Origin of the sequence: Streptomyces sp. CA-210063 (assembly GCF_024612015.1) — a bacterium.
In the GTDB taxonomy this organism is placed as follows: Bacteria; Actinomycetota; Actinomycetes; order Streptomycetales; family Streptomycetaceae; genus Streptomyces.
The window spans coordinates 7,778,126-7,791,852 of the sequence record NZ_CP102512.1 but is presented as its reverse complement, the minus strand read 5'-3'; the positions used below and the strand labels follow the sequence as shown (position 1 = coordinate 7,791,852).

General features: G+C 72.3%; 12 protein-coding genes. 8 read left to right on the top strand and 4 right to left on the bottom strand.

The window, feature by feature from the left end; translation table 11 throughout:
* Positions 1-11: 11 nt before the first annotated feature.
* From JIX56_RS34030 to JIX56_RS34010, 5 genes are all read left to right on the top strand, one after another.
* A complete protein-coding gene (locus tag JIX56_RS34030) occupies positions 12-170 on the top strand; it encodes a hypothetical protein (protein ID WP_257546287.1) in 159 nt (52 codons plus the stop codon).
* Positions 171-281: 111 nt separating this feature from the next.
* On the top strand, positions 282-866 hold the full coding sequence (locus JIX56_RS34025; protein WP_257546285.1) for a hypothetical protein: 585 nt from the start codon (positions 282-284) through the stop codon (positions 864-866).
* Between the two features lie 343 nt (positions 867-1,209).
* On the top strand, positions 1,210-3,912 hold the full coding sequence (gene aceE / locus JIX56_RS34020; RefSeq protein ID WP_257546284.1) for a pyruvate dehydrogenase (acetyl-transferring), homodimeric type: 2,703 nt from the start codon (positions 1,210-1,212) through the stop codon (positions 3,910-3,912).
* Between the two features lie 207 nt (positions 3,913-4,119).
* Positions 4,120-5,148 carry a helix-turn-helix transcriptional regulator gene (locus JIX56_RS34015; protein WP_257546282.1) on the top strand — a complete coding sequence of 343 codons (1,029 nt, stop codon included), beginning with the start codon at positions 4,120-4,122 and terminating at the stop codon, positions 5,146-5,148.
* An 84-nt stretch (positions 5,149-5,232) separates the two neighbouring features.
* A complete protein-coding gene (locus JIX56_RS34010) occupies positions 5,233-5,751 on the top strand; it encodes a DUF4240 domain-containing protein (protein WP_257551287.1) in 519 nt (172 codons plus the stop codon).
* 45 nt (positions 5,752-5,796) lie between these two features.
* Here JIX56_RS34010 and JIX56_RS34005 read toward each other — a convergent pair whose 3' ends face one another.
* Together JIX56_RS34005 and JIX56_RS34000 are read right to left on the bottom strand one after the other, a co-directional pair.
* Positions 5,797-6,081, bottom strand: coding sequence for a hypothetical protein (locus tag JIX56_RS34005; protein WP_257546280.1), 285 nt, complete (start codon positions 6,079-6,081; stop codon positions 5,797-5,799).
* A gap of 129 nt (positions 6,082-6,210) precedes the next feature.
* A complete protein-coding gene (locus JIX56_RS34000) occupies positions 6,211-7,116 on the bottom strand; it encodes a peptidoglycan recognition protein family protein (protein WP_257546278.1) in 906 nt (301 codons plus the stop codon).
* A gap of 222 nt (positions 7,117-7,338) precedes the next feature.
* Between JIX56_RS34000 and JIX56_RS33995 the strand changes: the two genes are divergently transcribed.
* Complete coding sequence (locus tag JIX56_RS33995; RefSeq protein WP_257546276.1) at positions 7,339-8,523, top strand: MarP family serine protease; 1,185 nt, start codon at positions 7,339-7,341, stop codon at positions 8,521-8,523.
* A 69-nt stretch (positions 8,524-8,592) separates the two neighbouring features.
* On the opposite strand, the gene JIX56_RS33990 is transcribed toward JIX56_RS33995, so the two are convergent.
* On the bottom strand, positions 8,593-9,081 hold the full coding sequence (locus tag JIX56_RS33990) for a GNAT family N-acetyltransferase (protein ID WP_257546274.1): 489 nt from the start codon (positions 9,079-9,081) through the stop codon (positions 8,593-8,595).
* 130 nt (positions 9,082-9,211) lie between these two features.
* On the opposite strand from JIX56_RS33990, the gene JIX56_RS33985 reads away from it, so the two are divergent.
* Together JIX56_RS33985 and JIX56_RS33980 are read left to right on the top strand one after the other, a co-directional pair.
* Complete coding sequence (locus JIX56_RS33985) at positions 9,212-10,135, top strand: TIGR01777 family oxidoreductase (RefSeq protein WP_257546272.1); 924 nt, start codon at positions 9,212-9,214, stop codon at positions 10,133-10,135.
* Positions 10,136-10,521: 386 nt separating this feature from the next.
* Positions 10,522-11,919, top strand: a complete 1,398-nt coding sequence (locus JIX56_RS33980; protein WP_257546270.1) for an NAD(P)/FAD-dependent oxidoreductase — start codon at positions 10,522-10,524, stop codon at positions 11,917-11,919.
* A gap of 51 nt (positions 11,920-11,970) precedes the next feature.
* On the opposite strand, the gene JIX56_RS33975 is transcribed toward JIX56_RS33980, so the two are convergent.
* A complete protein-coding gene (locus JIX56_RS33975) occupies positions 11,971-13,410 on the bottom strand; it encodes a regulator (protein WP_257546268.1) in 1,440 nt (479 codons plus the stop codon).
* Positions 13,411-13,727: the final 317 nt, after the last annotated feature.

Sequence of the window (13,727 nt, the reverse complement as noted above, 5' to 3'; positions counted from 1 at the left end):
TCCCCCGCACGATGCACACGAAAGGCGGCTCAGCCGTGCCGCACATCCTCGCCACGATCCTCACCCAGGTCGCCGTCGCCCTGCTCGAAGCGGCCCTGATCCGCCTCTCCGTCCAGCTCTGGAAGGCACTGATGGGCAGTGGCCGTCCGGCGGCCGCCGCCCACGCCTGATCCGCACTTTGCATCATTTCATGCGTTTTGTGCGTTTATCGACGCCCAGGGCTGGAAGACGGTAGGCGGGAGACTTCCATTGCCTCACGCTCCCAGTACGGGAGGACGGAGATGACTTCCGCGCACACCAACCCGGAGTACCCGCAGAAACAAGCACCGGACCAGGGCGCGACGCCCCGCTCGGAAGCGGCCGGAACCGGGACGGCCGGAACCGAGGCGGCACAGGCGGCACCCATGACCGCAGCGACGCAGGAGGCGCCCGAGCAGCGCCGCGACGAGGCGGCACAGGACCAGGAGAAGCGCGGGGGCGGCAAGGTGCTGCACATGCACACCGCGCACCCGCAGATTCCCATTCCCTATGTGACCCCGGGCGACCTCTTCACCGGGGCTCGCTCCGGCGCCCGCGCGGCCACCTCACTGCTCCCCGCGCCGCGCAAGCTGGCCTACTACGGCCTTCTGGGCGGCATGACCGCGGCCGGAGTCCTGGAGTGGCCGGTCGCGCTCGCCATCGGCGTCACGACCGAAGTGATCACCCGCGAACAGGGGACCCGCGCCCGCGCCGAGCGAGGGGAACAGGGCCGCCGAGAGGCGACCCCGGAATCCTCCGCCCGGACGACGGAACCCTCCGCCCGGACGGCGGAACCCTCCGCCCGGACGACCGAGGCCTCCAGGCCCACGCACACAGCGACGGGCTGACACACCCCCTGCACGACCCGGTGGGGCCCGACACGCGCACACCGCGCCGGGCCCCACCACCCGTGCGCCCCGAACACCAGAGCAGACCCGCGCTCAAACGCCGCCCCACCTGCGGAAATCGCGACAGCGCAGCGGCACGCGGTGCCCTCGACAAAGGCACCCCGTGCCGACTTTCTCGTGATCGAGATTTTTTGCTCTTCACCCTTTGATCGATCATCGATCAGGGGGTTACAGTCCCGGATGGGCCTCCACCAAGGTCCTCGCCCTGTCCTGCCAAAGACACAAGGGCAACCCCCGACCCCATACCGATGAGGGAACCCCTTCGACTGAGGAAGGCGGCGCAATGACCGACTCCCACGCCATCCAGCCGAGCGCGCTCGACCAGCTCCCCGACCGGGATCCGGAGGAGACCGCCGAATGGCAGGCCTCGCTGGACGCCGTCACCAAGGCGGCCGGGCCGCACCGTGCCGCGTATCTGATGCGCCGCACCCTGGAGCGCGCGGAGGGCAACGGCATCGCGCTGCCCAAGCTGCTCGAGACGGACTACGTCAACACCATCCCCACCGCCGCCGAGCCGGGCATCCCCGGTGACGAGGCGATGGAACGCCGTATCACCGCGTGGAACCGCTGGAACGCGGCCGCGATGGTCACCCGCGGCTCCAAATACGGCGTCGGCGGCCACATCGCCACCTTCGCCTCCGCCGCCTGGCTCTACGAGACGGGCTTCAACCACTTCTTCAAGGGCAAGGAAGCCGACGGTTCGGGCGACCAGCTCTACATCCAGGGCCACGCCTCCCCCGGCATCTACGCCCGCGCCTTCCTCGACGGCCGCCTGAACGAGGCCCACCTCGACAACTTCCGCCGCGAGGCGGCCGGCAACGGCCTCCCGTCGTACCCGCACCCCCGCCGCCTGCCCTGGCTGTGGGAGTTCCCGACGGTGTCGATGGGCCTCGGCCCGCTGTCGGCGATCTATCAGGCGCGTTTCAACCGGTACCTGACCAGCCGCGGCATCAAGGACGTCTCCGACTCCCACGTCTGGGCGTTCCTCGGCGACGGCGAGATGGACGAGCCGGAGTCGACGGCGGCCCTCGCCCTCGCGAGCCGCGAAGGCCTGGACAACCTCACCTTCGTCATCAACTGCAACCTGCAGCGCCTCGACGGCCCGGTCCGCGCCAACTTCAAGATCGTGCAGGAGCTGGAGGCCCAGTTCCGCGGCGCCGGCTGGAACGTCATCAAGTCGCTGTGGGGTTCGGCGTGGGACGAGCTGTTCCAGCTCGACACCACGGGTGCGCTCGTACGCCGACTGCGCGAGGTACCCGACGCACAGGTGCAGACGTACCAGACCCGCGACGCCGCCTACATCCGCCAGGACTTCTTCGGCGCCGACCCGGCGCTCGTCGAGATGGCGAAGCTGCTGAGCGACGACAAGATCCTGGAGTGCTTCCACCTCTCCCGCGGTGGCCACGAGGCGCGCAAGGTGTACGCCGCCTACAAGGCCGCCGTCGAGTTCAAGGGCGCCCCGACCGTCATCCTGGCCCAGACCGTCAAGGGCTTCACCCTCGGCGAGGGCTTCGCGTCGAAGAACGCCAACCACCAGATGAAGAAGCTGACGGTGGACGAGTTCAAGGCGATGCGCGACCTGCTGGAACTGCCGATCAAGGACAGTGACTTCGTCGACGGGGTCGTGCCCTACGGCCACCCGGGCGCCGACTCCGCCGAGGTCCGCTACCTCCAGGAGCGCCGCGCCGCCCTCGGCGGTCCCGCGCCGGCCCGCCGTACGCACGCGCTCGCCCCGCTGCCGGCCGCCGCCGACAAGACCTTCGCCGCCTTCGACAAGGGCTCCGGCTCGCAGAACGTGGCGACGACCATGGCCTTCGTCCGCCTGGTCAAGGACCTGGTCCGCGACAAGCAGACGGGCAGGCGCTGGGTGCCGATCGTCCCCGACGAGGCGCGCACCTTCGGTATGGAGTCGCTCTTCCCGTCCCTCGGGATCTACTCCCCCAAGGGCCAGACGTACGAGCCGGTCGACCGCGACCAGCTGATGTACTACAAGGAGGCCAAGGACGGCCAGATCCTCAACGAGGGGATCACCGAGGCCGGTTCCATGGCGGACTTCATCGCCGCGTCCACCGCGTACTCCACGCACGGTGAGGCGATGATCCCCTTCTACATCTTCTACTCGATGTTCGGCTGGCAGCGCACGGCCGACCAGATGTGGCAGCTCGGCGACCAGCTCGGCCGCGGCTTCCTCGTCGGCGCCACGGCCGGCCGTACGACCCTGACGGGCGAGGGCCTCCAGCACGCCGACGGCCACTCCCCGGTGATCGCGGCGACGAACCCGGCGGCGATGACATACGACCCGGCGTTCGCGTACGAGGTCGCGGCGATCGTCAAGGACGGACTGCGCCGGATGTACGGCGAGGCCGCGCCCGGCGAGGACCCGAACGTCTTCTACTACCTGACCGTCTACAACGAGCCGCTGCCGCAGCCCGCGAAGCCGGCCGGTCTCGGTGTCGACGAGGGCATCGTCAAGGGCCTGTACCGCTTCAACACGGCCGAGTCGGCGGGGCTGTCCCCGGTGGCGAACGCCCCGCGCATCCAGCTGCTCGGCTCCGGTACGGCGATCCACTGGGCCCTTCAGGCGCAGAAGCTCCTCTCCGAGGAGTGGGGGGTGTCGGCCGACGTCTGGTCCGCGACCTCCTGGAGCGAACTGCGCCGGGACGCCCTGGACGCGGACGCGGCGCTGCTGCGCGGCGAGGAGCGGGTGCCGTACGTCCGTCAGGCCCTGCAGGGTGCCGAGGGACCGGTGCTGGCGGTCTCCGACTACATGCGCCAGGTTCCCGACCAGATCGCCCAGTGGGTCGAGCAGGACTACTCCTCGCTCGGTGCGGACGGCTTCGGCCTCTCCGACACCCGCGAGGCGGCCCGCCGCCACTTCGGCGTGGACGCCCAGTCGATCGTCGTGGCCGCCCTCGCGCAACTCGCGCGGCGGGGCGAGGTCAAGGCGACGGCGGTGAAGGAGGCCCGGGAGCGGTACGGGTTGTGACACCGACGGAGTGAGGGGTGGGGTTGGGTGGTTCTTCGGGTGCGGGTGGGTGGGGGCTGGTCGCGCAGTTCCCCGCGCCCCTAAAAAACTCCGGGCGCGACCCCCGCTGTCAAGGGGCGCGGGGAACTGCGCGAGCAACCACAACGCACCCGCCAACGCACCCCCACCCCCCGAGCTCTCCCGCGCACCGCCCGGCATCATGAACGCATGCGCGCTGCCCGGCTGATCAAGATGGTGTTGCTGCTCCAGTCCCGGCCCTCCATGACCGCCGCCGAACTCGCCCGGGAACTGGAGGTGTCGGAGCGGACGGTGACGCGGGACGCCCAGGCACTGTCGGAGGCGGGGGTGCCGGTGTACGCGGACCGCGGGCGGGCCGGTGGTTACCGGCTGATCGGCGGCTATCGGACACGGCTGACCGGGCTGGCCCGCGGCGAGGCGGAGGCGCTGTTCCTCAGCGGTGTGCCGGGTGCCCTGCGGGAGATGGGCCTTGAGGACGCGGCCTCCGCCGCCCGGCTGAAGGTGTCGGCCGCCCTGCTGCCCTCCCTCCGCGACGCCTCCCGTACGGCCGCCCAGCGGTTCCACCTCGACGCGCCGAGCTGGTTCAAGGAGCCGAAGACCCCCGAGCTGCTGCCCGCCGTGGCGGACGCGGTGTGGGACGACCGCCGGATCGTCGCGCGTTACCGCAGGGGCGACAGCGAGGTCGAGCGGGAGATGGAGCCGTACGGCCTCGTGCTCAAGGCCGGCGTCTGGTACCTGTGCGCCCGCGTCCCGGCCGATGGAAGCGCCGGTTCCTACCGCACGTACCGCGTCGACCGCTTCACCACCGTCGACGCCGACGGCAGCCGCTTCACCCGCGACGAGGAGTTCGACCTGCCGGCCCACTGGGACGAGCAGGCCGGACGTTTCGCCCGGTCGATCCTGCACGCCGAGGTCGTCGTACGGCTCTCGGCGGAGGGCGTGCGGAGGCTGCCGTACGTCGTCGATCCCGTCCCGGCACGGGACGCCCTGGCCGCGGCCGACGCCGACGCCGACGCCCCGGACGAACAGGGCCGGCTGACGGTCACGCTCCGCGTCGAGTCGGAGGAGGTGGCGCACACCCAGCTCACGGCGCTCGGAGCGGAGGCCGAGGTGCTGGCCCCCGAGAGCCTGCGGGCGCGCTTCGCGAGCGACGCGCGCCGGCTCGCCGGGCTGTACGAGGCGCGGGAAGAAGAGATAAGGCGCGATAAGGGCCGGTAAGGTCCCCCGGATCCCGTACCGGACATAACAATCCACCATCCTCCACGTGCGTCCCACCCGCCCAGGCACGATGCTGGACCCGTGATGGACGAGACGGAGTTCTGGGAGTTGGTGGACACCGCTCGGGAGGACGCCGAGGGCGATCCCGAGGAGCATGCCGACCTGCTCGTGGAACGGCTCGGCCGGCTGGACCCGGAAGCGGTGCTGGACTTCGCCCGGCACTTCGAGTCCCGCTACAACCGCGCGTACACCTGGGATCTGTGGGGCGCCGCCTGGGTGCTCCTCGACGGTGCCAGCGACGACGCGTTCGACTTCTTCCGGTGCTGGCTGATCGGCCAGGGCCGGGAGGTCTTCGAGGGCGCGGTGCACGACCCCGACTCGCTCGCCGATCTGCTGGACGACTTCGACGAGGAGATCGACGGGGACGGCGAGGAGCTGGGCTACGCCGCGGACGAGGCGTACGAGCAGCTCACCGGTGTGGTCGCCCCGGACCTCGGTATCCCGCCCGCGCCCGGCGAACCCGAGGGCACCCCGCTCGACTTCGAGAACGAGTCCGCGCTCGCGGAACGCTATCCGAAGCTCTGGGACCGCTTCAGGCCCTAGTGACGAGGGCGGTTGGGGCCGTTCGAGTCCTCGCTCCGGGCCGGTTCAGGCGCGCAGGCCCCGGCTCGTCGTGCGCGGCAGGTACGCGTACACCTCGGCGGTGTACGGCTGGGCGTGGTGGCGTCGTTCCTTGCCCGGGGCCGGGTGCTCGGGGGCCGAGGCGCCGTGCAGCGGCGCGGAGTTGGCGCGCTCCAGGGCGGACGCGGTGACGGCGGACGGGCCGAGCACGACCACGGCGGCCGCGCAGGCCACCGTCCAGGGACTCCGCAGGGCCGAGGACCAGGACTTCTTCGGGCTGCGGGACGTGTTCTTCGTACGACTGCTGATCATTTTCCCCACCTCCGGTCGGCGTGACAACGACGAAGGTAGGGCGCGGATCTGGGAGAAGTCTGTGAGACCCCGGCGCGCTGTCTGTGAAGCTCATGAGATCCGTCTCAATGATCCGTTCAATGATCCGTCTCAACGCCGGCCCTGGAGGCGTGCCGCCAGCTCTCTGATCGCGGGCAGGCGTTCCGCGAGGGCCGCGCCCGGGCAGCTGGTCATGTAGCCGTCGCTGTGGCCGGCGAGGGTGGGCAGCAGGGCGGTGGTGCCGGCGGCGTAGCGGCTGAGGCTGTTGCTGGAGGTGAGCCGGACGCTGCCGCGGGGGTCGGTGTCGGAGAGGCCGAGTTTCCAGGCGGCGAGGGCGGCGATCGCGTCGGTCATGGCCTGCGGGACGGCGACGCCGGCGGTGAAGGTGCCGAGGGCGGCGATGCCCGCGGTGCGATGGTTGAAGCCCTGGGTGTGGGCGCCGGTGACGGGGCGGTCGACGCCGCCCGCGCGGCCCTCGTAGATGGTGCCGCAGCGGTCGACGAGGAAGTTGTAGCCGATGTCGTCCCAGTGCTTGGCGCCGGTCTGGCCCGCGTACAGGTAGCGGATGATGCGGGGGGAGTCGGCGCAGTCGTAGCCGTTCGGCGAGTCCGTGTGGTGGATGAAGACGGCGGCCACCTTGTCGTCGTAGCGGATGGGCGGTCGGCTGCGCGCGTCCTCCTCCAGCCAGCGGGCCCTCGGCACGATGGGCGGTCTGGGCGCCTGGTGCGGCTGCGCGGGCCGGGCCTCCTCCGGCCGGGTCGAGCGGTGCCCCGTACGGTCCACGCCGATCGCGCACACCACCAGCGCGAGGACGGCCGCCAGCCCGGGCAGACAGGCCAGCGCCAGGCGGACGGGCCGCGGCGGATCGACGCGCCCCCGGGGCAGGCGTACGCGGTCGCGGGCCCGGCGTCTGTGCTTCCGGACCGGGGCCGGGCCGCGCGGGGTCCGTGTACGGCGGCGCCACGCGCGTGGCAGCCGCCGTGTTCGCGCCCCCCGTGGCATCCGGAACACACGCATGTCCTCAGGGTCACCCAGATGCGTGCCGCCCGCGAGGTGGGGTGTGCCACCCGGTGGAAGCGGATGGAACCAACGTCCCGGTCCGGGACGTTTTCACAGTTCCAGGCAGTTGTGGCGCGCCGGTGGCCGGTTCGTACGGGCCGCCGGGGTGCGGTGCGGGCGTAACTGATCACTGTGCCCGCCCCACGCGTACTACAGGGTCCCGAGTGAAAGGCGGCTGGAGTGGACGTGCTCGACATCCTGCTGTTGCTGGTGATCCTGGCCTACGCGGCGTCCGGGTACCGTCGCGGCCTGGTCGCGGGATGTGTGTCCCTGGCCGGTTTCGTGGGCGGCGCGGCGATAGGCGTGTGGATCCTGCCGTGGATGATGGAGCTGGTGGAGGCGGGCACCCCGGCGGCGACGGTCACGGCGGTGCTGACGGTGCTGGTGCCGGGGGTGATCGGGCATGAACTGGCGGGCCGGCTGGCGCTGCGACTGCGCCGGGAGATAGACCGCAGTCCGCTGAGGGTGGCCGACGGCATCGGCGGGGCGGCGGCCAACACGGTCGCCGTGCTCATCGTGGCCTGGGTGGCCGCGAGCGTCCTCGGGGCCTCCTCGTCCGCGGTGGTGACCAACTCGATCCGCAACTCGGCGCTGCTCGGCGCCGTCCAGAACACCATGCCGGACACCACCCCGACCTGGTTCTCCAACGCCACCTCCGCGCTCACCGAGGCGGGTTTCCCGCAGGTCTTCAACCCGTTCGAGAACGAGGCGACGGCCGAGGTCGCCAAGCCCTCCGGCGACAGCGTCACCGCGGCCGCGACCGGCGCGGCCAAGCGCAGCACGGTGAAGATCGAGGGCGTCGCGGGCACCCAGGGCCGCGAGGGCAGCGGTTTCGTGTACGCCACCGAACATGTGATGACCAACGCCCATGTGGTGGCGGGCATCGACGACCCGAGCGTGCGCGTGGGTGGCGTGGGCAAGGCGTACGAGGCGCGGGTGGTGCTCTTCGACCCCGACAAGGACGTGGCGGTCCTCTACGTCCCGGGTCTCGAGGCCCCGTTGCTCCGCTTCGACGACGGGGCCAAGCGCGGCGACGCGGCGGTCGTCGCCGGTTACCCGGAGGACGGCGGCCTCGACCTCCAGGCGGCCACGGTCGCCAGCCGTATCGACGCCACCGGCCGGAACATCTACAACACGGATTCGGTCACCCGCGACATCTACTCCATCCGTTCCACGGTCCGCCCCGGCAACTCCGGCGGCCCCCTCCTCACCACCGACGGCCAGGTCTTCGGCGTGGTCTTCGCCCGCTCCACCTCGGACGCGGAGACGGGTTACGTCCTGACCGTGGACGAGGTCGCCTCCGACGCGGAGCGCGCGGCGAACGCTACGGCGGCGGTGGACACGGGTGAGCTGGTGACCTCGTGAGCCGCACACAGCTGTCGAACACACTGAGTCGAACACGCTGAGTGAAAGACGCTGAGTGGAAGACGCTGATCAGAGCCGACAGCCCATCAGCACGTCGTCCACGTACGTCCCGTCCAGCAGGAACTCCTCCGCCAGGATCCCCTCCACCACGAACCCCTCGGACTCGTACAGCTTCCTGGCCGGGGTGTTGTGGCCGAGGACCCGCAGGGTGAGGCGGCGGGCGCCACGCCGGCGGGCCTCGTCCTGCGCGGCCCGCAGCAGGGCACGTGCGACGCCGGCCCCGCGTGCCTCCTCGGCGACGGCGAGGCCCTGGATCTGCCGGACGTGCGTGTGGCAGGCGAGCAAGGAGGGCCGGCCGAGCCGGACGTAGCCGACGACGGTGCCGGCGAGTTCGGCGACGAGGTGGTCCCGGGGGCCGTAACGCTCGTTGTAGAAGGGCTCGTACGGCTGTCGGGGGCGCTCCTGGACGGAGTGCAGCGGCGACCAGGTGACGCGGTCGAGCAGGCCGAGCGCGCCCTCGTCGTCAGGGGTCGCGACGCGTATGTGCGGAACCGGCATGACGGCCACTGTACGGCGGCGGCACGGCGGTGGTGGAGAGGGCCGGAGGCAATCGTGGACGGCCGTTTTCGGGCGCCCAGGTCACCCCCCTGGCCCCGCGGTTTCGCCGCCCACCCGGCAGGATGGGGGCATGACCGTTGAATCGCCCGTTCCGCCCGGTTCTCGTATCGCGATCGCCGGGGCGTCCGGCCTGATCGGTTCGGCGCTGGCCCGCTCCCTCTCCGAGGACGGACACGAGGTGCTCCGGCTCGTGCGGCGGGCGCCACGGGCGCGGGGCGAGGTGCGCTGGGACCCGGACGCGGGGCGGGTCGACACCGAGGGGCTCGCGGGATGCGCGGCCGTGGTGAACCTCGCCGGGGCGGGGGTCGCGTCCCGCCGCTGGACCAAGGCGTACAAGGCGACGATCCGCAACAGCCGGGTGCTCGGCACCCGAACGCTCGCGGAGGCCGTGGCCGCCCTGGACACCCCGCCGAGCGTGTTCGTCAACGGCAGCGCGATCGGGTTCTACGGCTACACGGGCGACCGGGTCGTGGACGAGTCGGCGGAGCCGGGGTCGGAGTTCCTGTCCTCGTTGTGCGTGGAGTGGGAGGGGGCGGCCGAGCCCGCGCGGCAGGCCGGGATCCGTACGGCGTTCGCCCGTACGGGGCTGGTGGTGGCCCGGGGCGGGGGCGCCTGGGGTCCGCTGTTCCCGCTGTTCAAGGCCGGGTTGGGCGGACGGATGGGGAACGGCCGCCAGTACTGGAGTTTCATCTCCCTCCACGACGAGGTCGCGGCCCTGCGTCACCTGCTCTTCACCCCGTCGCTGTCCGGCCCGTTCAATCTGACGGCGCCGGCCCCGCGCACCAACCGCGAGATCACGGCGGCGATGGGCCGGGTCCTGCACCGGCCCACGCTGTTCACCGTGCCGGCGCCCGCGCTCCGGCTCGTCCTCGGCGGGGTCGCCGACGACGTCCTCGGCAGCACGCGGGCCGTCCCGGCGCGGTTGTTGGAGTCGGGCTTCACGTTCACGTACCCGGAGATCGAGGACGCGATCCGGGCGGCGGAGGCCGGCTGAGGGGGTTCGTCGTCTGCGGGTGGGTGGGGGCTGGTCGCGCCCACGCGGCGGTAGCCGCAGATCCAACACAGCCCCGCGCCCCTGAAAAGCAGGGGCTGCGCCCCGTGCTTTTCCGGCCCGCAGGGCCGTCGTCTTTCAGGCCCGCAGGGCCTGGTCTTCAGGGGCGCGGGGAACTGCGCGACCAGCCCCCACCCACCCGCACCCGCCCGACAACCGCAGCCTCCCGAACGCCCGGCGCACACTCACCCCGCTCATGCCTCCGTGCGAGGTCACACGCTCCTTCCCCGGAACCGACCCCCACCTTCACTCTCGTTCCGAACTCAGGTATTTCAGATGGGTGTTGGGGGCATAAAGCCCCCGCAACCGCGCGACCTCGGGAGGGGCACGTGCTTGAGTCGGTGCACCAGTCGGCGTTCCCGGCGGACACGGAGACCGTGGACGTCATCGTCGTAGGAGCCGGTGTGGCCGGCCTCGCTGCGGCCGGACATCTGAGCAGGGCGGGGCTGACGACCACCGTCCTGGAGGCCGCACCCGCCGTCGGCGGCCGTATGTCCACCGAGAAGATCGACGGCTTCCGCCTCGACCGGACGGCCCCGTTGCTCTCCACGTCGTACCCGGAACTGCGCCGCACCCCGCCCCTGGCCGGCCTGCCCCTGCGCCCGTTCGCCCCAGGCGTCCTGCTGCACGCAGACGGCCGTCATCACCGTGCCGGCGCCACCCCTGTCCTGCGAGGCGCGAGGGGCGCACTCACGGCGGCACGCGCCCTCGCAAGCGCCCCCAGGCTTCCCCGGAACCAGGGCCGCCCGCAAGGGCGTTCCACGGGCATCCGCCCCGGCCGTCTGGGCGCCCCCGCCGACCAGTCCCGGCTGGCCATGGCCCTGGCCCGGCTCGCCGCGACCGCGCCCGAACGGCTCCTCACACGAACGGAGGTCCCGATCTCCCAGGCGCTGGCGACCCGAGGTTTCCCGCCCCGGACGATCGAGGGTTTCGTACGTCCCCTGCTGGCCGCGCTCCTCTCCGACCCGGCCCTGCAGACGTCCAGCCGCTGTGCCGACCTGGCCCTGCACACCTTCGCGACGGGCCGGTTGTGCGTCCCGGAGGGCGGCGCCGACGCCCTCCCGGAGTTCCTCGCGGCCGCGCTGCCGCCGGGCTCGGTCCGTACGGGCGTACGGGTCACGGCGATCAGCACGACCTCGGTGACGACGGCGGACCACGGTGAACTCTCCTGCCGTGCCGTGGTGCTGGCCACGGACGCCCGTTCGGCCGCCGAACTGCTTCCGGGGCTGCGGGTGCCGGAGTTCCACCCGGTGACGGTCCTGCACCACGCCACGGACGAGCCGCCGCTCGTCGAACCGGCGCTGCTCCTCGACTCCGACCGCGGCGGGCCCGTCTCGCACACGGCGGTCATCAGCCAGGTCGACCCGGGCAGGGCACCGGCGGGCCGCTCCCTGATCACCTCCACGGTGCTCGGCACGCCCCCTGACCCCGCGCACCTCGACGCCACGGTCCGCGCCCAACTGGCCCGCCTCTACCGCACGTCCACCACCCGCTGGGAACTCCTCGCCGCGCACCACGTCCCCGAGGCCGTCCCCGCGATGCCCGCACCCCACGATCTACGACGCCCCGTACGCCTCCTCGCCGGCCTCTACGTCTGCGGCGACCACCGCGACACCAGCACCGTCCAGGGCGCTCTCCACTCCGCCCGCCGAGCCGCCCACGCCGTCCTCACCGACCTGGACGCCCGCCCGACGCCTCTGGAGGAGCCGCTCGAAACGGCGGCGTGAGCGGCGAGGGGGCGCCCGGCGGATCACCGGGCGCCCCCTCGCGTCGTACGCCTATCCCAGCGCCGCCACCTTGTCCCGGTACCCCCTCACCGGCGCCGCGTCGCGGTACGGCTCCAAGCGGCGCTCGAAGTCGCGGACGTACTCCACGGCTCGGACGGACCGCATCTCGGCGGCCTGGCCGGCGGCCTCCGCGCCCAACTGGCAGGCCTGGTCGAGTTCGCCGAGGCCGAGGCGGGCGGAGGCGAGGACGACGCGGCAGAAGAGGCGGCTGCGGGCGTAGGCGGGGGCCCGCAGCTGCAGGGAGCGTTCGGCGTGCTGGGCCGCGGCCCGGTACTGCTGGAGGTCGCGGTGGCTGTGGCCGAACTCGTCGGCGAGCTGTGCCTCGTCGAAGAACCGCGCCCAGTGGGGCACTTCGTCCCCGGGGCGGGCCGTCTCCAGGGCGCGCTCGGCCCGTACCAGCGCGGCCGTGGAGGCCCGCACCTCGCCGAGCACCGCGTGTCCGCGCGCCTCGACCGCGTGCAGCAGCGACTGCACCACCGGCGGCACGGCCGACCCGACGCCCTGCTGGGCGACGCGCGCGAGCTGCACGGCCTCCCGTCCGTGCCCCAGATAGACCGCCTGCCGGCTCATCGTGACCAGGACGTACGCCCCGTACGCCCGGTCCCCCGCCGCCTGCGCCAGCCTGAGCGCCTGCACGAAGTACCGCTGGGCGAGCCCGTGCGCGCCGATGTCGTACGAGGTCCAGCCGGCCAGCCGGGTCAGGTCGGCGGCGGCCGCGAACAGCCGTCGGCCGATCTGTTCGCCATAGGCGCCGCGCAGCATGGGCTCGGCCTCGTGTTCGAGGTAGCGCACGAGGGCCTGGCGGGCGTGGCCCCCGCCGTACGCGTCGTCGAGGGCGCGGAACAGCTCGCCGACCGAGCGGAGGGCGGCGATGTCCCCGCCGGTGACCTTCTGGCCGGGGCCGCGCTCGGTCTGGCTGCGCTGCCGGGGGACGGCCGGGCGGCCCTGCGGGGGGACCCGGGTGGCGCCCGGATCACCCCGGCCCACCCGGTCGTCGGCTCGGCCGATCAGCCAGTCGCGGCTGGGGACGACCAGCCCGGCCGGAGTGAACGCGATCTTGCGGAGTTCGGCGTGGCTGCCGGAGTCCTTGCGCCACAGACCGCCGACGATGTCGATGGCCTCCTCGGGGGTGGCGGCGAACTCCAGGCCCGCGTAGACGGGGGCGCAGGCGTCCAGGCCGAGGTCCTGGGCGGTGAGCCGGCGGCCGAGGCGGCGGGTGAACACCTCGGCGATGAGTGCGGGCGTCGTCCCCCGGGGCTGCTGACCGCGCAGCCAGCGGGTGACCGACGTCTTGTCGTATCTGAGGTCGAGGCCGTGTTCGAGACCGAGCTGATCCACTCGGCGCGCTAGTCCCGCGTTGGAGAACCCCGCTTCTGCGATGAGGGCGGCGAGCTGGCGGTTGGGGGTGCGCTGCGCGGGTCGTTCCGTCATCTGCGGTGCGGTCTCCTGCCTTCCGGGTGTCGGCGGGGTGTCCCGGATTGCCTGGTGAGAAGCCTTTGCGGCCTTGTGAACGGCGCGAATGTAGCGGAGAGTAAGCGTCTGATCGCACAGTTCCGCACCCATTCATCCGATCGTGTGAGGATTCGCTGCGCGGCTGACGGGGTCGGCCTCCGACGCGCGCCGGCTGGGCCTCTCGTACGCCCGGCGGCCGCGGCATACGCCGGACGCCGGACCGGGGTGCCGGACGTGGTGCCGGACACCGCTCGAACACCGCCCGGTCGTGCGGTCGTACAGTGGCTTGGGCGCGT